The organism is Dactylosporangium aurantiacum, from assembly GCF_000716715.1.
GTDB classification, from domain to species: Bacteria; Actinomycetota; Actinomycetes; order Mycobacteriales; family Micromonosporaceae; genus Dactylosporangium; species Dactylosporangium aurantiacum.
Genome location: NZ_JNYJ01000043.1, coordinates 137,619 through 156,043, shown reverse-complemented (window position 1 = coordinate 156,043; position 18,425 = coordinate 137,619). Strand labels below are relative to the sequence as shown.

Sequence of the window (18,425 nt, the reverse complement as noted above, 5' to 3'; positions counted from 1 at the left end):
GCCGGCCTGAGCTCCACCCTGAGCTGCTGATTCGCGGCTCCTCGCTCCGCTGCGGGCCGCTCATGCGTTGCCCAGGAGGCCGGGCGCCTCGACGGCGGCGTGGGGGTGGACGTGGTCGTGGTCCGGCTCGGCGTGGTGGCCGGCCGGCTCCGGGGGCGCGCCGTCGTGGATGATCTCGCCGTGGTGCACGACGACCGCGCGGGTGATCAGGGGGCGCAGCGGGCCCAGCTCGTGCGCGACGAAGACCACGGTGCCGCCCTGGCCGACGAACCGGCCCAGGCACCCGGCGAACGCCTCCTGGCTCGCGGCGTCCACGCCGGCCGTCGGCTCGTCGAGGACCAGCAGCTCGGGCGCGCCGGCGAGGGCGCGGGCGATGAGGACCCGCTGCTGCTGCCCGCCGGACAGCACCGACACCGGCTCGCGGGCCCGGTCGGCGAGGCCGACGGCGGTGAGCGCCTCCTCGACCGCGCGCCGGTCGGCGCTCGACGGCAGGCGCAGGAACCCCCGGCGGGCGAGCCGGCCCTCGGCCACGACCTCGCCGACCGTGGCGGGCACGCCGCTGCCGGCGCCGACGCGCTGCGGGACGTAGCCGAGCCGGTGCCAGGCGCGGAAGCGTCGCAAGGGGGTGCCGAAGAGCCGGACCTCGCCCTGCGCGAGGGGTACCAGACCCAGCGCGGACTTCACCAGGGTGGACTTGCCGGACCCGTTCGCGCCGAGGATCGCCACGACCTCCGCCGGGTCGACGCGCAGCGACACGCCGTCGAGCACGGGGCGGCCGTCGTAGGCGACGACGGCCCGGTCCACCTCAAGTACCACGCCGCCGAGCGTGCCCGATAATGGGAATCGTTGTCAACTTCAGGTGAGCTTGGCGACCGCCAGCAGCACGACCAGCCCCAGGATCACCAGCCGCATCACGCGCGCCCGCGGCGGGTGCACCCGCCATGTCTGGGCCAGCAGCCACCCGGCACCCGCCGCCAGGGCGAGCAGCACCACGGCACCCACCACCCCCGGCAGGACCAGCGCCACGAACACGAGCACGCCGACGCCGAGGAACGCCGCCGTCGGGTTGACCCGTCCCAGCCGGGTCAGAACACGCTGGGTCATCTCGGTCGGGCTCCTCGGGTCCGTATGCTCGCGGCATGCTGGTGGTGACACGGTTCGTGCTGGACGACGCCGACGAAAGCTTCGTGGAACGCGCGCACGCCGCGCTCGGTGCGCTCGCGGCCTGCCCAGGGTATCTCCGCGGCCGCCTCGCCCGCGCGTTCGACGACCCCGCGCACTGGAGCATCGTCACGGAGTGGCAGTCCGTGGGCGCGTACCGGCGGGCATTGTCGGCCTTCGACGTGAAGATGCACGCCACCCCGCTGCTCGCCCAGTCCCTCGACGAGCCGTCGGCGTTCGAGGAGCTCGCCGAGGTCGCGCCCGGCGGTGCGCTCACGGTCACCGCGAGCGACCGGGCGTAGTTGGCTACTGTTGGGGGCATGATGCCCCCGCCGACCGAGGTGCCGGCGCCGCCGCCGGGCCCCGGCGTGGTGACGCCGTTCGCGGCGCCGCCGCGCGACCGGGACATGCGTGGCCTGTGGATCGGCCTCGGCGTCGGCGGGCTCGTGCTGGCGCTGTGCTGCGTCGGCGGCGCGCTCGGCGGCGGGTTCCTGCTCACCGGCCTGGAGGGCGTCGCCCGCTCCCAGCTGGCCAGCGTCGTCGACGACTACCTGACCGCGCTGCGGGCCGCCGACTACGCGACGGCCCGCGGGCAGCTGTGCCCGGAGCAGCAGCGCACGCACACCGTCGCCTGGTACGAGCGCGAGTACAGCCGGTCCGAGGTCACCGCCTTCACCGTGCAGGAGGACCGGGTCGACGTGAACCTCCTGCAGGTCCCGGCGGAGGTCACCCGGCGGGGGCAGGGCGAGTCGCTGATGACCTTCACCATGCTGCAGCAGACGACCCGGTGGGTGATCTGCGGAGGGGTCGACTGATCCCGCCCGCGGGCACTGCGGATAATCTGGTGCGGCTCGCCCGGGCGTAACCGTACCGTCGATGTGGACGTTGACGGTTTGCCCGTCTTGACCGACATTCCAGCACCCGAAACCCGCCTTGCCGACAGCCAGTCGCCGTGAGGCCGAGGAGGAACCATGGCCGCCGATCGCATCGATTCCGTCGTCAGCCTCGCGAAGCGCCGCGGCTTTGTCTTCCCGTCCAGCGAGATCTACGGGGGCACCCGCTCCGCCTGGGACTACGGCCCCCTCGGCGTCGAGCTCAAGGACAACGTCCGCCGGCAGTGGTGGCGCACCATGGTCCAGCAGCGCGACGACATCGTCGGCCTGGACTCGGCCGTCATCCTGTCCCGCGACGTGTGGGTTGCCTCCGGCCACGTCGACGCGTTCGTCGACCCGCTGACCGAGTGCGCCTCGTGCCACAAGCGGTTCCGCGCCGACCACCTCGAAGAGGCGTTCGTCGAGAAGCACGGCACCGACAAGCCCTTCGTCCTCGGTGAGATCAACTGCCCGAACTGCGGCAACAAGGGCACGTTCAGCGAGCCGCGGATGTTCAACGGCCTCATGAAGACCTACCTCGGCGCGGTCGAGAACGACGAGGGCCTGCACTACCTGCGGCCCGAGACGGCGCAGGGCATCTTCATCAACTACAAGAACATCGAGGGCGCGGCCCGCAAGAAGCCGCCGTTCGGTATCGCGCAGGTCGGCAAGAGCTTCCGCAACGAGATCACCCCCGGCAACTTCATCTTCCGCACCCGCGAGTTCGAGCAGATGGAGATGGAGTACTTCGTCGAGCCGGGCAAGGACGAGGAGGCCCACGAGTACTGGCTCCAGGAGCGCTGGAACTGGTACCTGGACCTCGGCCTGTCCGCCGACAACATGCGCTTCTACGAGCACCCGAAGGAGAAGCTGTCGCACTACTCGAAGCGCACCGTCGACATCGAGTACCGCTTCCGCTTCGGTGGCCAGGAGTTCTCCGAGCTCGAAGGCATCGCCAACCGCACCGACTTCGACCTGACCACGCACTCCAAGCACTCCGGCGTCGACCTTTCCTACTTCGACCAGGAGAAGAAGGAGCGCTGGGTCCCCTACGTCATCGAGCCCGCCGCCGGCCTGACCCGCGCGGTCCTGGCGTTCCTGCTCGAGGCGTACGACGAGGACGAGGCGCCGAACACCAGCGGCAGCGTCGACAAGCGCACGGTCATGCGCTTCGACAAGCGGCTGGCGCCGGTCAAGGCGGCCGTGCTGCCCCTGTCGCGCAACGCGGACCTGTCGCCGAAGGCGCGTGACCTGGCCAAGCAGCTGCGCAAGCGGTGGACCGTCGACTTCGACGACGCGCAGGGCATCGGCCGCCGGTACCGCCGGCAGGACGAGATCGGCACGCCGTTCTGTCTCACGGTCGACTTCGAGACGCTCAACGACAACGCGGTGACGGTGCGCGACCGCGACACGATGACGCAGGAGCGGGTGTCGCTCGACCAGGTGGAGACCTACCTGATCGAGCGGCTGCCGGGCTGCTGACCGGGTCGTCCCGGGTTTCTGCCGGGTCCTAGAACGTCGTTCCGCCCGGTCGGCCGTTGCGGTCGGCGAGGAGGCCGGCGAGGGTCGCGAGCGCGATCTCCGCCGGTGTCTTCGAGCCGATGTTCAGGCCGATCGGGCGGTGCACGCGGGCGATCTCGCCGTCCGCGACGCCCAGGGCGCGCAGCGCCTCCACGTGCGGGCCGGCGTGCCGCGGGCTGCCCATCACGCCGATCCAGCGGGCCGGTGAGGCGAGCGCGTCGCGCAGGACCGGACCCAGCTCAGGCCGGTCATGGTCGGTGACCACCACGTCGGTCTGCGCGTCGATCGGCGTCCGGCTCAGGTCCGGGTCGGCCAGCGCCACCCGGTAGCCGAGGGTGGCCGCGAAGTGCAGCAGGTGCGCGGCCACCGGCGAGTCGAACACCGCCACCAGCGCCCGCCCGTCGCCGGCCGGCTGGACGGTGCCGTGCGCGAGCGCGCACGCCTCGGATTCCGTACTCATGGCATTGGCCGTTCTGTCATACCAGGACGGTAGCCTCCAGGCGTGACGTTGACTCAGCAGTCGGACCCGCCGGTCGCCGAGAAGCCGCGGCGGCGCATCGGCTCCGTCGAGGTGCTCGCCGCGGTGCTCGTCCTGGTGGTGCTGTTCCGCGGGCCGCTGACGGAGTCGCTGTCGGCGCCGGCGCTGCAGACCTGGTTGACGGTGTTCGTGTCCGTGATGACCCAGGCGATCCCGTTCCTCGTGTTCGGGGTGGTGCTGTCGGCGGTCATCGCGGTGTTCGTGCCGCCGTCGTTCTTCGCCAGGGCGCTGCCGAAGCACCCGGCGCTGGCCGTGCCGACCGCGGGCGTCGCCGGGGTCGTGCTGCCCGGCTGCGAGTGCGCGTCGGTGCCGGTCGCCGGTGCCCTCGTCCGCCGCGGCGTGACCCCTGCGGCCGCGTTCGCGTTCCTGCTCGCCTCGCCGGCGGTCAACCCGATCGTGCTGGTCTCGACCGCCGTCGCGTTCCCCGGCCAGCCGCGGGTCGTGATCGCCCGGGCCCTCGCCAGCCTCGTCGTCGCCTGCCTCATGGGGTGGCTGTGGCAGGCGTTCGGCAAGGGCAGCTGGCTGAGGATGCCGTCGCGGGCGCACCTCGACGGGATGGACAAGTGGCCGGCGTTCTGGGCCAGTGTCCGCCACGACGTGCTGCACGCCGGCGGGTTCCTGGTCATCGGCGCCGCGTCGGCGGCCGTCATCGCCGTGGTCGTGCCGAAGACGTGGCTGGCGCACCTCGCCGCCGACCCGTTCGTCGCGATCGTGGTGCTCGGCCTGCTCGCGGTGCTGCTGTCGATCTGCTCCGAGGCCGACGCGTTCGTCGCCGCGTCGCTGACCCAGTTCTCCATGACCGCCCGGCTCGCGTTCATGGTCGTCGGTCCGATGATCGACCTCAAGCTCTTCGCCATGCAGGCCGGCATCTTCGGGCGCGGGTTCGCGCTGCGGTTCGCGCCGGCGACGTTCGTGCTCGCGATCGGGGTGTCCGCAGTGGTCGGGACGGTGCTGTTGTGAACAGGCAGGCGCAGGCGGTCATCCTCCTGCTCGTCGGTGGCGCGGTCCTGCGGGCCAGCCTCACCGACCAGTACCTCAACTACGTCAAGCCGGGGTTGCAGCCGTATCTGATCCTGTCCGGGGCGATTCTGGTGGTCGCGGGGCTGTTCTCGTTGTGGTTCGAGCTGCGCCCGGCCCGACCGGCCGCGACCGGTGGTGTGACCGGTGGCACGGTCGGCGGTGGGTCGGTCGACGGTGGGTCGGTCGACGGTGGACCGGTCGACGGTGGACCGGTCGACGGTGACGGGGCGCGGGACGGGCGGGAGCTCCTGCCGGCCGGAGCGCTCGCGCACGCGGCCGGGGGCGACGGGCACGGGCATGCCGGCGGGGGCGACGACGGGCACGGGCACGGGGCCGCCGGCGGCGACGACGGGCACGGGCACGCGGGCGCGGACGACGACGGGCACGGGCACGGGGCCGGCGGGCCGAGGGTGGCGTGGCTGCTGCTCGCGCCGGTGTTCGGGCTGCTGCTGGTGGCGCCGCCGGCGCTCGGGTCGTATGCGGCCGGGCGGGCCGGGTCGGCGCTGGTCGAGAAGTCGGACTTCGCGCCGCTGCCGGCCGGCGACCCGGTGAAGCTGACCATGCTGGACTACGCGTCGCGGGCGGTGTTCGACCGCGGGACGTCGCTCGGGCAGCGCCGGGTCGAGCTGACCGGGTTCGCGATGCGCGGGCCCGAGGACACCTGGCTGATGGCGCGCATGATGGTCAGCTGCTGCGCCGCCGACGCCCGGCCGGTCAAGGTCGCCCTGGCGGGGCAGCTGCCCGACGGTCTCGCCGACGAGCAGTGGCTGCGGGTCACCGGCAGCTACACGGGCCGGCAGGTGAAGGACACCGTCAACGGCGAGACCATCCCGTTCATCGAGGTTGCCGAGATCACGTTGATCGAGGCCCCCGCCGAGCAGTACGAGTCGTAGATGGAGCCCAGACGTCCAGCGCTGCTCGTGCTCGTCCGGCACGCCGAGTCGGCGCGCAACCAGGCGAAGAAGGGCAGCGTCTACTTCGCCGACGACGCCGCCCGCCAGGTGGTCCGTGGCGTGCCCGACCACCTCATCGACCTGACCGCCGACGGGCACAAGCAGGCGGCGCAGACCGGCCACGCGATCCGCGACCGCTTCGGGGTGTTCGACTACGTCTACACCAGCGGCTACGCGCGCACGGTGCAGACCGCCGAGGGGATCCTCGGGGCGTATACGCCGCAGGAGCGCGAGCAGATGCGGCTGCGCACCAACATCTTCGTGCGTGAGCGTGACCCCGGGTTCGCCTACGACATGACCACCGCCGAGGCGGAGGCGGCCTTCCCCTGGCTGAACGAGTACTGGCAGACGTTCGGCGGCTTCATGGCCCGCCCGCCCGGCGGTGAGAGCCTCGCCGACGTGACCGGCCGCGTCCACACGTTCCTCGACACGCTCTTCCGCGACCGGCCCGGCCAGAAGATCATGGTCGTCACGCACGGCGGCACCCTGCGCTGCTTCAGGTTCCTGCTGGAGCGCTGGGACTACCAGCGGGCGCAGCGCTGGCCCGCGGGACAGACCCCCGCCAACTGCGGCGTGACGACGTATCGGCTGGCCGCGTCGGGTGAGCAGCTCGAGCTGGAGGACTACAACCGGGTGTACTGGACGGTCGGCTCCGCCACCGACGGCATCTGACCCGGCCGGGGCCCGGCCCGCTCGGCTGCGCCCGGGGCGCGGTCGCGCGTGGGGCGCGGTCGCGCGTGGGGCGCGGTCGCGCGTGGGGCGGGGTCGGACGTGGGGCGGGGTCGGACGTGGGGCGGGGGTCGCACGCGGGGCGTCGGCTGCGCCCAGGGCCGCGGGCCGCACCCGGTTGCCGTGCGCGGTCTCGCGTTGCCGTGCGTTGTCTCGCGTTGCCTTGCGTTGCCGTGCGTGGTCTCGCGTTGCCGTGCGTTGCGGTGGTTTCGCCGGGCCGAGGGCCATAGGTCGTGGGCGTCGACCGTGCCCCGTGGGAAGCGGCGGCGAGGTGTACGGTGTGCGCGTCGATGGGGGAGAGCGATGCACATCAGCTTCACGGTCGAGCCGGACCCGGCGCGTGCCCGTCGAGCCATCCGCACCACGATGGGTGGGAAGCTGTTGCGGCTGTACATCCTCGGGGCGGTCGTCGCCGGGGTCGGCGTGGTGATGTCCGTCAACCACATCCCGTCCGGGGCCGCGCCGGTGGCGCTGGGGGCGGGGCTGCTGTGCTTCCCGTGGCTGGTGTCGCGGGCCGCCGCGCAGGCGAGGACCGGGATGCTCGGGGAGACGGTCACGTACGAGCTGACCGACGCCGACGTGCAGGCGCACACCAGGAGCCTGAACGTCGGGTACCGCTGGGAGTCGGTCCAGGCGGTGCGGGAGACGCCCGAGTTCTGGGTGCTGACGGTGGCCGGGATCAACCCCCTCGCCGTGCCGTGGAAGCAGCTGCCGGCCGCCGACGCCGCCGAGGTGCGGGCGTTCCTGGTGGGGCGGGGGCTGCTGCCCGCCGGGCGCCAGTCGGCCCTGGGCATCTGAGGCCGCCCGGCCACGTCACCGTCCAGCCGTGTCACCGCGGCGGGCCGCCGCGGCGGGGTCAGAGGGCCGGGTGGGCGGTGCGGTCGGCGAGCGCGAGGAAGCGGTCGGCGCCGTCGTCGTACGTGGTGAGCCGCCAGCCCGAAGCGGCGGTCGTCGCGGTCAGCGGGCCCTCGGCGAGGGGCTCGTCGGCGCGCAGGACCCGGCCGTGGCGGGCGGCGAGCGTGGCGCGGCCGGTGGGGTGGAAGAGCACGAGCCGGCCGCCGGGGCGGGTGACCCGGGCGAGCTCGCGCAGGCCGTCGGCGGGGTCCGGCAGGTGCATGACGAGGCCGGCGGCGAACACCGCGTCGACGCTGCCGTCGGCGAACGGCAGCCGGCCCGCGTCGGCGAGGACGAGACCGCCGTTGCCCTTCTCGCGGGCCTTGGCGAGCATCTGCGGCGTGTGGTCCAGCCCGATCACCGTGCCGGTGGGCCCGACGGCGGCACGCAGGGCGGGCAGGGCGCGGCCGGTGCCGCAGCCGACGTCGACGACCACGCCGCCGGGTGGGAGGGCGGCGGCCTCGACGGCGGCGGCGTACGCGGGAAGGTCGTCGCCGAACTTCGCGTCCCAGGTGTCGGCGCGGACGCCGAAGAACGCGCGGGACTCGGCCAGGTGCCAGCGCTCGTGCGGCAGCAGCCGCGGGGCGACGTGGCGGATCACCGGCCACTCGGGGTCGTGCAGGTCCACGACGACGTCCGCGGTGTCGCCCCGGGCACCGTCGGCGGCGTGCTGCCGGCGCGACGTGCGCAACCACACCACGACGTCCCAGCCGCCCGCCGGCGGCCGCTCACGCGCGGTCGGCCCGTCGGCCACCACCACCGCACCGCCGGACAGGACCGCGCCGGTGTCGGGCACGTCACCGGTGGGCGACGGCAGCCGGGTGCAGGGACGGCCGGCGGCGTCCAGCGCGGCCGCCAGGCGGTCGGCCACCTGGCCGGTCCGCTCATCGGTGCCGTCCACCACCACCGTCGCCACGCCCGCCGGAATCGCCGCGCCCGACGCGCCCGCCGCGCCCGCCGCGCCCGCCGCGCCCGCCGCGCCCGCCGCGCCCGACGGGATCGCCTCGACGAGCAGGCGCATGACCTCGCTCCACCGGTCCTGTGTCATCGCTCCATCATGCGCAAGCGTCCGCCGGTCCGCCGGCACCGCCCCGCCTGCCATCATGGGCCGGTGCGAAAGGTACTGATCATCGGAATCGGCGCGGGTGACCCGGAGCATGTCACCGTGCAGGCGGTCAACGCCATGAACGCGGTCGACGTGTTCTTCGTCCTGGACAAGGGGGACACCACCGCGGACCTGACCGAGGCGCGCCGGGCGATCTGCGAGCGGTTCGCCACGCGGCGGCCGTTCCGGACGGTGGTCATCGCCGACCCCCCCCGGGACCGGGCCGCCGCCGACTACGCGGGCGCCGTGCGGGACTGGCGCGACGAGCGGGCCCGGCTGATCGAGGAGGCGCTGCTCGCGGAGCTGGGCGAGGACGGCGTCGGCGGCATCCTCGCCTGGGGCGACCCGGCGCTGTACGACGGCACCATCCGCATCCTCGACACGATCGCGGCCCGCGGCGCGGTCCCGGTCACGTACGAGGTGATCCCCGGCATCACGAGCGTGCAGGCGCTCACCGCCCGGCACCGGATCATGCTGAACCGGGTCGCGGGGCCGGTCCACATCACGACCGGGCGCCGCCTCGCCGCCGGCTGGCCCGAGGGCTGCGACGACGTCGTGGTCATGCTCGACGCGGACCTGGCCTGCCGCGCGTACCGCGACGAGGACGTCGACATCTACTGGGGCGCGTACCTCGGCACCCCGGACGAGCTGCTCATCGCCGGCCGGCTGGGCAAGGTCATCGACGAGATCGAGGCGGTGCGCCGCGACGCCCGCGCCCGCAAGGGCTGGATCATGGACACGTACCTGCTGCGCAGGGTCTGAACGGCGGTCAGGCGGCCCGCTTCGCCCGCGCGTGGCCCTGGATCAGGCGCAGCGGCGCCGGGGGAGGCGGGTCGGCGGCGGGATCGAGGTCGAGGCCCGGCGGGCGGCCCCACCGGCGCGGCGGGCGCCGCCGGTCGGCGGGCGGGCCGCCGGGGTCGAGCGCGGGGCGGGACAGGGCGACGACGATCGCGTACCCGGCCAGGACGAACCCGTGGCTCACCAGCCGTGCCGTCTCCACCGCCCCGGCCAGCAGGTCGTTGGCGGACAACAGGGCGAGCAGCGCCACGAACGCCGTCAGCATCGGCAGCGCGCCCGCCGGGGTGGCCCGCCGGGTCGCGATCCAGGCGAACCCGGCGCCGATCGCCACGTTCCACGCGGCCGACTCGTGGAACACGTGCCCGGCCGGGTGCACGTGGGCGGTCGCGGCGTTCGCCGCCTGGGCGATGCCGAGCACGAACTGCGCCAGGCCGAACCCACCGAGCAGCACCCGCAGCCCGAGCACCAGCCGGGCGCGGCTCAGCCGTCCCCGGCCCGGCCACGCCCTGCCGACCCGCCCGCCCGCAGCCCGGGAAGCCGCCGAAGCGGCGCCGGAGACCGCCGGGGCGGCGCCGTCCGCGATGGGAGCTTCGGTCGCCGGGGAGAAGCCGGCCAGGAGGCGTTCGGCCGGCAGCGGCGCATGGTGCAGCGGCCACAGCCGGACCATCCGCGTCGCCGCGACCGCCCGCTCCTGCCACTGCCGGCACGCCGCGCACTGCGCCAGGTGCGCGTCGACCAGTGCCGGCGCGACCGGCTCGTCCTCGCCGTCCATCCGGGCGGACAGCGCCTCCCGGTACCGCATGCACTCCACGACGGGTAGTCGCCGCCGCGGCCGGGGAAGTTCCCGTGTGGCTACGATTGCGCCGGACATCGGTCGAGATCACGGGGGTCGGGATGCGGTACCGCACGCTGGGGCAGACGGGGCTGCGCGTGTCAGAGCTGTTCCTGGGCGCGATGACATTCGGTGAGCAGGGCGGTGTCGGCGCGCCGCTGCAGGAGTGCGCCAGGATCCTCGACGCGTACGCCGACGCCGGCGGCAACGTGCTCGACACCGCGATCAACTACCGCGGCGGCGCCAGCGAGGAGATCCTCGGCGAGCTGCTGCAGGGCCGGCGGGACCGGTTCGTGCTGGCCACGAAGTACAGCGTGACCCGCGACGCGGCCGACCCCAACGGCGGCGGCAACCACCGCAAGAACCTGCGGCTGTCGCTGGAGACGAGCCTGCGCCGGCTGCGCACCGACCACCTCGACGTGTACTGGGTGCACATCTGGGACCGGCACACCCCGGTCGAGGAGACGATGCGGGCCCTCGACGACGCGGTGCGCTCCGGCAAGGTGCTGCACATCGGCATCTCCGACGCGCCGGCGTGGGTGGTGTCGCGGGCCAACACGCTCGCGCAGTGGCGCGGCTGGACCGCGTTCGCCGGGCTGCAGGTGCCGTACAGCCTGCTCAACCGCGACATCGAGCGGGAGCTGCTGCCGATGGCGGAGGCGTTCGGGATGACCGTCGCCGCGTGGAGCCCGCTCGGCAACGGGGTCCTCTCCGGCAAGTACACCGGTGGCAGCTCACCGACCCGGCGGCTCGACCCGGCGTCGATCTCCGAGCACGACCTGGCCGTGGCCCGGGCGGTGCAGGGCGTCGCCGACGAGCTCGGCGTGACCCCGGCGCAGGTCGCGCTCGCGTGGACCAGGGTCCGGTCGCGGGCCGTGCACCCGATCGTCGGCGCGCGCTCCCTCGACCAGCTCACCGACAACCTCGGCGCGCTCGCCGTCGAGCTGCCCGCGGAGCTGGTCGCGCGGCTGGAGGAGGCGACGGCGTTCAAGGCCGGCTTCCCGACGGACTTCATCGAGCAGACCACGCCGTGGGTGTTCGGCGCCGCCGCGACCGCCACCGACTGAACCGGGAACCGCGCCGCGGCGGTCGGGCAAGTACCGGGTGTACTGACCGACAGCCGAGAGGCCTGATGCCCGATGACCAGACCGAACGGGACAGCGGTGGCCACCGAACCGGTGGGCGACGCCGCGATCATCGCGCGGTCCCTGGATGAGCCCGAGCTCTTCGCCCTGATCTTCCGCCGGCACGCGCCGGTGATCCACCGGTACGTGTCCCGCCGCCTCGGCGTGTCCGTCGCCGAGGACGTGTGCGCCGAGGTGTTCCTCGCGGCGTTCCGGCAGCGGCACCGCTACGCACCCGACCGGCTCGACGCCCGGCCGTGGTTGTTCGGCATCGCCACCAACCTCGTCGGCCGGCAGCGCCGCGCCGAGGTCCGGGCGCTGAAGGCCCTCGAACGCACCGGGGTCGACCCGGTGACGGAGGGGTTCGAGGCCGGCAGCGACGCCCGGCTGGGCGCGGAGGCCGTCAACCGGCGGCTCGCCGCGGCCCTCGCCGGGCTGCGTCCCGGGTACCGCGACGCGCTGCTGCTCGTCGCGTGGGGCGACCTCACGTACGAGGAGATCGCGGTCGCACTCGGTGTGCCCGTGGGAACGGTGCGGTCCCGGGTGAACCGGGCTCGAAGCAGGATGCGCGCGGCACTCGGCGGGGCGGACCCGACGTCCATCCAGGAGGACCTGTGAACGACATGCGACAACTCCGCGAGTTCCGCGGCGAGCTGCCAGAGCTGTCCGGCCCAGCACTGACGGAGGCCGAACGGTCCTTCGTGACCATGCTGCGCCAGGAGCGCCCGGCACCCGGCCGTCGCACGTCGCGGCGCCCGCTGCTGGCCGCGGCCGGGCTCGCCACGGCGGCGGCCGGCGTGGCCGTCGCGGTGCTGCTGAGCACCGGCACCACGCCGGGCGGCGCGCCGACCACCACGACGGGCAGGACGGCGCCCGGCTCCGCGCCCGGTTCCGCGTCCGCCGCCGCGCCGACGCTGCGGCCGGTCTCCGTCGCCGAGGTGCTCGACCTCGCCGCGGCGGCGCCCGGCGCGCTCACCCCGGCGCCGGGGCAGTTCGTCGTCACCGAGTCGCTCGTCTCCGACGTGGCGGAGCTCGGTGCCGGCGGCCGCTACCTGTACCGGATGAAGCGCACCACCTGGAGCTCCTCGGACAACTCCAGGCCGGGCGCGGTACGGACCGAGCAGCTGGCGCCGCGGCCCTACCCGGGCGAGCCCGTCCCGGCGGACGCGCCCGCCGGCGGCACCGTCGAGGTGCGCGTGCTCTGCCCGGTGAAGGGCGGCGCGGCCCGGCAGGACTACGCGTTCAACGCCACCCTGCCCACCGACGCGCAGGGCATGCTGGCGTATTTCGCGAGGTTCCCCGGCGGCGGCGCCGACAAGAACTCCTACCTGTGGAAGGCCGGCACGGAGCTGGCCGCCGCGCCGATGCCCCAGGCGCAGCGCGCGGCGGTGTTCCAGGCGCTCAAGCGCATCCCTGGCGCCCAGCTCGTCGGGGACGTGACGGACGCCGCCGGCCGCCCCGGCACCGCCGTCGGGTACCGCGACGCCCGCGACGGCTCGCGCCGTGACCTGATCTTCGACCCGGTCACGTTCGCGTACCTCGGCTCCCGGACCGTCACCGCCGGCGGCGCCGAGGTCGCGGCGAGCGCGCAGCTGTCGGTGACCGTGGCGGCGGACGCGCCGGCGGCGGCGCTCGCCCCGAAACAGCAGGCCTGCGCGTAGCGGCAGCGGCGGGCACGGGTGGCGGCAACGCATCGACTAGCCTGAACGTCACCAGGTGAGGGGAGTCGGGCGTGGCCGCACAGGACCGGATCGACACGTCGGTGGCGCACCCGGCCCGCCGCTACAACTACTGGCTCGGCGGCAAGGACCACTTCGCCGCCGACCGGGCGTCCGGCGACGAGATCGCCGCGGCGTTCCCGACGGTGCGCACGGCCGTCCTGGCCAACCGCGCGTTCCTGCGCCGGGCGGTGCGGTACCTCGCCGAGGAGGCCGGTGTGCGCCAGTTCCTCGACATAGGCACCGGCCTGCCGGTCCCGGACAACACCCACGAGCTCGCGCAGCGCGCCGACCCCACGTCCCGCGTCGTCTACGTCGACAACGACCCCATCGTGCTCACCCACGCGCGGGCACTGCTCACCGGTACACCCGAGGGCAGGACCGCCTACCTGGAGGCCGACCTGCGCGATCCGGCCGCCATCCTGGACCACCCCGAGCTGCGCGCCACCCTCGACCTGGACCGCCCCGTCGCCCTGCTGCTCGTGGCGATCCTGCACTTCATCCACACCGACGAGGCCGCGCTGCCGGTCGTGCGGACCCTGCTGTCGGCGCTGCCGTCCGGCAGCTACCTGGTCGCCACGAACGCGACCGTCGACTTCACCGACGAGGCGGGCGCCGCCGCGTACCGGGCGATGTTCGCCGCCGGCCGCACCGACGGGTACGCCCGCACCGCCGCCCAGTTCGGCGCCTTCTTCGACGGCCTGGACCTGGTGCCGCCGGGGATCGTGGCGGTCTGCGACTGGCGCGGGTCGTACCCGGAGGCCACCCCGGCGGACGTGGCGATGTACGCCGCCGTCGGCCGCAAGCCGTGACCGTCCGGGGTTCGGTCCTGCGCATCGGTGAACCCGTCGAACGGCTCGCCGTGCTGTCCGACGTGCACGCCAACGTACCGGCGCTGGAAGCCGTCCTCGCCGAGCCCGACGTCCACGCCGCCGACCTTGTCCTCTTCTGCGGCGACCTGACCTGGGGTCCCGAACCGGTCCGCACCGTCGAGCTGGTCCGCGCTCTGGGCCCGCGCGCCGTCTTCGTCCGCGGAAACGCCGACCGCGCCGTGCTGGAGCTCGCCGCCGGCGACCGCGCCGCCGCTACCCCGCGCGAGGCGTGGATGCTCGCCCGGCACCCTGTCGACGCGGTCGCGTTCCTCGCCGGCTTCCACTTCGGCGTCGTCGTCGAGGTCGCCGGCCTCGGTCCGGTGCGCTGCTGCCACGGTTCGCCCCGTGCGGACACCGAGCTCGTCACCCCCGCCACGCCCGCCGCGCGGATGGCCGCCCTGAGCGCCGGCGTCCCCGAGCGGATCCTGGTCGGCGGCCACACCCACCTGCAGTTCGATCGCACCGTCGGCGGCCTGCGCAGCGTCAACCCGGGCAGCGTCGGCCTGCCCTACCACGACGGCGCCCCGGGCACCGCCTACTGGGCACTGCTGGGCCCGGACGTGTCGTTGCGTCGCAGCCGGTACGACGTGCGCCTGGCCCTCGCCGCCACCGCCGACGCGGGCGACCCGAAGGCCGACACGATCACGGACCTGCTCACCAGCCCGCCGTCGGTGGCCGGGCTGACCGCGCACGCGGAGGGCCTGGAGTTCTCCGACTGACCGCCGCGTCCCCCGGACCGGGTGGGGCAGGCGGTGTCCGCCGCGGGCGAGGATTGCGGCCATGGCGGCGCCTGTGCTGGTGACCGGTGCGGCGGGCGGCGTAGGGTCGGTCGGCCGTACCGTCGTGGAGCTGCTGCGGCGGCAGGATGTGCCGGTGCGGGCCCTCGTCCACCACGACGACGACCGGGCCGACGCGCTGCGCGCCACCGGCGCCGAGGTCGTGGCCGGGGACCTCACCGAGGCCGGCGACGTCGTGCGCGCCCTGGACGGCTGCGGCCGCATGTACTTCGGCATGAGCGTGTCGTCGCGGTACCTGCAGGCGACCGTCACCGTCGCAGCCGCCGCCCGGTCGCAGGCCGACCTCGCGGTGGTGGTCAACATGTCACAGATGACGGTGTCGCAGATGACGCTCACCAGCACCACCGAGTCGAAGCAGCACCGCCTGCACTGGCTCAGCGAACAGGTCCTGAACTGGTCCGGCCTGCCGGTCGTGCACGTACGGCCGACGATCTTCCTCGACAACCCGATCTTCACGACGTTCGCCGCCGGGTCGATCGCCGCCGACGGCACGATCCGGCTGCCGTTCGGCTCCGGCCGCACCGCCCCGGTCGCGGCCCGCGACGTCGCTGGCGTGGTCGCCGCGGTGCTCACCGACCCGGCCCCGCACCTCGGCAAGGTGTACGAGCTCACCGGCCCCCGCTCGCAGGACATGACCGCCACGGCGGCCGAGTTCTCCGCCGCCCTGGGCCGGCCGATCACGTACGTCGACGTGCCCCTGCGCCAGTGGCTCGACGAGGACCTCGCCCCACTCGGCCTGCCCGAGCACCTGCGCGACCACCTCGCCACGATGGCCCGCCTGCACCGCGAGGGCCGCTACGACCGCCTCACCCACGACGTCGAGACCGTCACCGGCCACCCGCCCACCAGCGTGCGCGACTTCGTCGCGGCGGCCATGACACCACGGTGAGCCCACGAGCTCGCGGCTGGCCGAGGATCTCGCCAGGGAAGAGCACGGTCAGCTGAGGCTTCTCCCCGGACGTCGCCGTTGCCGAATACAAAGGTTCAACCTGGACTTCGGGGCGCGAGCCTGCCCGAGCATGCAGTGCGGGAATAGCGTTGGGCAGCGGTGGGGAGTGTACGGCGACCTACGCACACCCGCGTCCCGGGCGGCGCGGGCCGGATCGAGCATGGTCACGTGGTCGAAGTTGATGCGCATATTTGACAGTGACCGGCATCCCTGAGCGCCCGAGCGCCGCGGACGTGACGATGTCGCGGCTTCCAGGGCAGGGGCCGAGCTGCCCGACTTTGCGATCCAGCGGCTACTGATCGTAATATCTGGCCGACATAACACTCGTGACATATGCTGTCAGCGGCATGTTCGGAGGCGCGACGTGGCGTGGACGATCGTGATTGTCGAGCCGGTGCGCTCGTGGCTGCATGATCTGCGACATTCCGATCGGCGCACCTTGGTGCTGATCAGCGCGGCGGTCGATGCGCTCGCGGCGGAGGGACCCGCGCTGGGCAGACCGCTGGTCGATACGGTGCGGGGTTCGAAGCTGGCGAACCTGAAGGAGTCGCGACCCGGCTCGGCGGGCTCCAGCGAGGTGCGGTTGTTGTTCGTGTTCGATCCGGTCCGGCAGGCGGTGCTGCTGGTCGGCGGTGACAAGGCCGGCAACTGGCAGGGTTGGTACAGGACGGCGATACCGATCGCTGAGACGGCGTATGCCGAGCATCTGCGGCGGCTGCAAGAGAAGGACGGTGAGCAGTGATGGACCACCTCAAGGATCCGCAGGCCATTGCTTGGGATGACATGAAGGCCGAGCTCGGCTTCACTGACGCCGAGCGCGACGAGATCCGGATGGGCGCGCAAGAGTTGATCGCCCAGGCGCGTGCCTACCGCTTGGCCGAGGTCCGCCGCCGCCAACACGCGACGCAGACCGACATCGCCAAGGTGATGGGAGTGACGCAAGCGCGAGTCTCCCGGATCGAAAAGGGTGAGATCTCGCGCAGCGAGGTGGACACGCTTGCCGCCTACGTCCAGGCCCTTGGTGGAAAGCTGAAGATCATCGCTGACTTCGGCGACGAGTCGTACGTACTCGGCTGAGACCTGTTCGCCGTGCGGCTCCGTGGTTGAGGTGACTTGGTCCGATCCTTGGCCTTCCGGTCATGGCTTCCGGACGGCTGTATTGAGCATGACCCCTCCGCCGTCAGCCGCCGCTGTCGTCGAGCTCGGCGCCCTCGGGGATGGTGTCGTCGTCGCGGTCGTCGAGCCAGTTCTGCGGGAGGACGACCTTGGCCGGGGTGCCGGTGCGGCCGCGGGGCTGGCCGAGGATCTCGCGGGGGAAGGGCACGGACGGGTCGAGCTGGGCGAGGAGGGCGCCGAGCTCGGCCAGCGACGACGAGGTGGCCATGGCGGCGCGCAGCTCGCCGCCGACGGGGAAGCCCTTGAGGTACCAGGCGACGTGCTTGCGGAAGTCCGTCACGCCTTCCTTCTCCTTGCCCCACCACTCGACCAGCAGCGTGGCGTGGCGGTGCATGAGGGTGGCGACCTCGCCCAGGGTGGGCAGGGCGCGGGCGGAGGAGCCGGCGAAGGCGGCGGCGAGGTCGGCGAAGAGCCAGGGGCGGCCGAGGCAGCCGCGGCCGATGACGACGCCGTCGCAGCCGGTCGAGGCCATCATGCGCAGGGCGTCCTCGGCTTCCCAGATGTCGCCGTTGCCGAGGACCGGGATGTCCAATGTGGACTTCAGGTGGGCGATGGCGTCCCAGGAGGCCGTCCCTGAGTAGCGTTGGGCGGCGGTGCGGGCGTGCAGGGCGACCCAGGCCACGCCCGCGTCCTGGGCGATGCGGCCGGCGTCCAGCATGGTCTGGTGGTCCTCGTCGATGCCGATGCGCATCTTGACGGTGACCGGGAGCCCTTGGGCGCCCTGCACCGCGGACGTGACGATGTCCCGGAACAGGCGGCGCTTCCACGGCAGGGCCGAGCCGCCGCCGCGGCGGGTCACCTTCGGCACCGAGCAGCCGAAGTTCATGTCGATGTGGTCCGCGAGGTCCTGCTCGACCACCATCTCGACGGCCTTGCGGATGGTGGCGGGGTCGACGCCGTACAGCTGCAGGCTGCGCGGCTTCTCGTCGGCGCCGAACTGGATCATGCTCATGGTCTTCGGGTTGCGCTCGACCAGGGCGCGGGTGGTGATCATCTCGCAGACGTAGAGGCCGGCGCCCTGTTCGCGGCACAGCTGCCGGTACGCCACGTTGGTGATCCCGGCCATCGGGGCGAGCACGACGGGCGGGTCGACGACGTAGGGGCCGAGCTTCAGGGTCACGCAAAAAGCATGCCATGCCGGCGTCGCGAAGGCTGACGCGGCGATCAACAGCGCGCAGAAACGATGCTCGCTGGTGCTCGAAAAGTATCGACTGAATGCAGGTACACGCATCCCGAAGTGCGGGAACGGAAATGCGGCAAACCGGGCGCGATACGGAACGATGCGCGAAGTTGCTTGGTGGAGCGCTCCCAAATGCACCCGTACGAGCCACTTGTGCCGTTCCTTGTGCGACTTGTCATATCGCGC

The 18,425-nt window shown here is 73.3% G+C and carries 22 protein-coding genes; 16 read left to right on the top strand and 6 right to left on the bottom strand.

The genetic code is table 11. From position 1 onward, the window contains the following. Window positions 1–60: 60 nt before the first annotated feature. On the bottom strand, window positions 61–816 hold the full coding sequence (locus OP18_RS38385) for a metal ABC transporter ATP-binding protein (protein WP_033364057.1): 756 nt from the start codon (window positions 814–816) through the stop codon (window positions 61–63). Between the two features lie 39 nt (window positions 817–855). Next, the gene (locus OP18_RS38380) at window positions 856–1,104 is read right to left on the bottom strand and encodes a DUF6703 family protein (RefSeq protein WP_033364056.1); all 249 of its coding nucleotides are present in this window, start codon (window positions 1,102–1,104) and stop codon (window positions 856–858) included. A gap of 35 nt (window positions 1,105–1,139) precedes the next feature. Between OP18_RS38380 and OP18_RS38375 the strand changes: the two genes are divergently transcribed. From OP18_RS38375 to OP18_RS38365, 3 genes are all read left to right on the top strand, one after another. Beyond that, a complete protein-coding gene (locus OP18_RS38375; protein WP_033364055.1) occupies window positions 1,140–1,463 on the top strand; it encodes an antibiotic biosynthesis monooxygenase family protein in 324 nt (107 codons plus the stop codon). 18 nt (window positions 1,464–1,481) lie between these two features. Next, window positions 1,482–1,976: an Rv0361 family membrane protein gene (locus OP18_RS38370; RefSeq protein WP_052387957.1), complete on the top strand. Its 495-nt coding sequence runs from the start codon at window positions 1,482–1,484 to the stop codon at window positions 1,974–1,976. A gap of 156 nt (window positions 1,977–2,132) precedes the next feature. Further along, on the top strand, window positions 2,133–3,515 hold the full coding sequence (locus tag OP18_RS38365; protein ID WP_033364054.1) for a glycine--tRNA ligase: 1,383 nt from the start codon (window positions 2,133–2,135) through the stop codon (window positions 3,513–3,515). 28 nt (window positions 3,516–3,543) lie between these two features. Here OP18_RS38365 and OP18_RS38360 read toward each other — a convergent pair whose 3' ends face one another. Continuing rightward, a complete protein-coding gene (locus OP18_RS38360; RefSeq protein ID WP_033364053.1) occupies window positions 3,544–4,014 on the bottom strand; it encodes an XdhC family protein in 471 nt (156 codons plus the stop codon). A gap of 42 nt (window positions 4,015–4,056) precedes the next feature. On the opposite strand from OP18_RS38360, the gene OP18_RS38355 reads away from it, so the two are divergent. The 4 genes from OP18_RS38355 (at window position 4,057) to OP18_RS38340 (ending at window position 7,592) form a co-directional block, all read left to right on the top strand. Further along, a complete protein-coding gene (locus OP18_RS38355) occupies window positions 4,057–5,052 on the top strand; it encodes a permease (RefSeq protein WP_033364052.1) in 996 nt (331 codons plus the stop codon). Beyond that, a complete protein-coding gene (locus OP18_RS38350) occupies window positions 5,049–6,005 on the top strand; it encodes a TIGR03943 family putative permease subunit (RefSeq protein ID WP_033364051.1) in 957 nt (318 codons plus the stop codon). Before OP18_RS38355 ends, OP18_RS38350 begins: the two co-directional genes overlap by 4 nt. Continuing rightward, window positions 6,006–6,737 (top strand): histidine phosphatase family protein, encoded by a 732-nt coding sequence (locus OP18_RS38345; RefSeq protein WP_081971460.1) that lies wholly within the window; start codon window positions 6,006–6,008, stop codon window positions 6,735–6,737. A gap of 360 nt (window positions 6,738–7,097) precedes the next feature. Continuing rightward, window positions 7,098–7,592 carry a YcxB family protein gene (locus OP18_RS38340; protein ID WP_033364049.1) on the top strand — a complete coding sequence of 165 codons (495 nt, stop codon included), beginning with the start codon at window positions 7,098–7,100 and terminating at the stop codon, window positions 7,590–7,592. 58 nt (window positions 7,593–7,650) lie between these two features. On the opposite strand, the gene OP18_RS59975 is transcribed toward OP18_RS38340, so the two are convergent. Beyond that, on the bottom strand, window positions 7,651–8,736 hold the full coding sequence (locus tag OP18_RS59975; RefSeq protein ID WP_245635667.1) for a methyltransferase domain-containing protein: 1,086 nt from the start codon (window positions 8,734–8,736) through the stop codon (window positions 7,651–7,653). 63 nt (window positions 8,737–8,799) lie between these two features. On the opposite strand from OP18_RS59975, the gene cobF reads away from it, so the two are divergent. Further along, complete coding sequence (cobF, locus tag OP18_RS38330) at window positions 8,800–9,555, top strand: precorrin-6A synthase (deacetylating) (protein ID WP_033364048.1); 756 nt, start codon at window positions 8,800–8,802, stop codon at window positions 9,553–9,555. A 7-nt stretch (window positions 9,556–9,562) separates the two neighbouring features. Here the strand turns inward: cobF and OP18_RS38325 are convergent, their stop codons facing one another. Further along, window positions 9,563–10,393: a zf-HC2 domain-containing protein gene (locus OP18_RS38325; protein ID WP_052387956.1), complete on the bottom strand. Its 831-nt coding sequence runs from the start codon at window positions 10,391–10,393 to the stop codon at window positions 9,563–9,565. 92 nt (window positions 10,394–10,485) lie between these two features. Between OP18_RS38325 and OP18_RS38320 the strand changes: the two genes are divergently transcribed. The 8 genes from OP18_RS38320 to OP18_RS38285 all read left to right on the top strand — a co-directional run bounded on the left by OP18_RS38320 (window position 10,486) and on the right by OP18_RS38285 (window position 16,960). Beyond that, window positions 10,486–11,490, top strand: coding sequence for an aldo/keto reductase (locus tag OP18_RS38320; RefSeq protein ID WP_033364046.1), 1,005 nt, complete (start codon window positions 10,486–10,488; stop codon window positions 11,488–11,490). A 96-nt stretch (window positions 11,491–11,586) separates the two neighbouring features. Beyond that, a complete protein-coding gene (locus OP18_RS38315) occupies window positions 11,587–12,165 on the top strand; it encodes an RNA polymerase sigma factor (RefSeq protein WP_033364045.1) in 579 nt (192 codons plus the stop codon). A 5-nt stretch (window positions 12,166–12,170) separates the two neighbouring features. After that, window positions 12,171–13,208 (top strand): CU044_5270 family protein, encoded by a 1,038-nt coding sequence (locus tag OP18_RS38310; RefSeq protein ID WP_245635673.1) that lies wholly within the window; start codon window positions 12,171–12,173, stop codon window positions 13,206–13,208. A gap of 71 nt (window positions 13,209–13,279) precedes the next feature. Further along, window positions 13,280–14,077: an SAM-dependent methyltransferase gene (locus tag OP18_RS38305; RefSeq protein ID WP_033364043.1), complete on the top strand. Its 798-nt coding sequence runs from the start codon at window positions 13,280–13,282 to the stop codon at window positions 14,075–14,077. Beyond that, window positions 14,074–14,856 carry a metallophosphoesterase family protein gene (locus tag OP18_RS38300; RefSeq protein ID WP_052387954.1) on the top strand — a complete coding sequence of 261 codons (783 nt, stop codon included), beginning with the start codon at window positions 14,074–14,076 and terminating at the stop codon, window positions 14,854–14,856. The genes OP18_RS38305 and OP18_RS38300 overlap by 4 nt, the downstream gene beginning before the upstream one ends. A gap of 61 nt (window positions 14,857–14,917) precedes the next feature. After that, entirely contained in the window at window positions 14,918–15,823 is a 906-nt protein-coding gene (locus OP18_RS38295) for an NmrA family NAD(P)-binding protein (protein ID WP_033364042.1), read from the top strand. 424 nt (window positions 15,824–16,247) lie between these two features. Then, window positions 16,248–16,625 (top strand): type II toxin-antitoxin system RelE/ParE family toxin, encoded by a 378-nt coding sequence (locus OP18_RS38290; protein WP_033364041.1) that lies wholly within the window; start codon window positions 16,248–16,250, stop codon window positions 16,623–16,625. After that, a complete protein-coding gene (locus OP18_RS38285; protein WP_033364160.1) occupies window positions 16,625–16,960 on the top strand; it encodes an XRE family transcriptional regulator in 336 nt (111 codons plus the stop codon). The genes OP18_RS38290 and OP18_RS38285 overlap by 1 nt, the downstream gene beginning before the upstream one ends. 103 nt (window positions 16,961–17,063) lie before the next feature. Here the strand turns inward: OP18_RS38285 and dusB are convergent, their stop codons facing one another. Then, complete coding sequence (dusB, locus tag OP18_RS38280; RefSeq protein ID WP_033364040.1) at window positions 17,064–18,179, bottom strand: tRNA dihydrouridine synthase DusB; 1,116 nt, start codon at window positions 18,177–18,179, stop codon at window positions 17,064–17,066. Window positions 18,180–18,425: the final 246 nt, after the last annotated feature.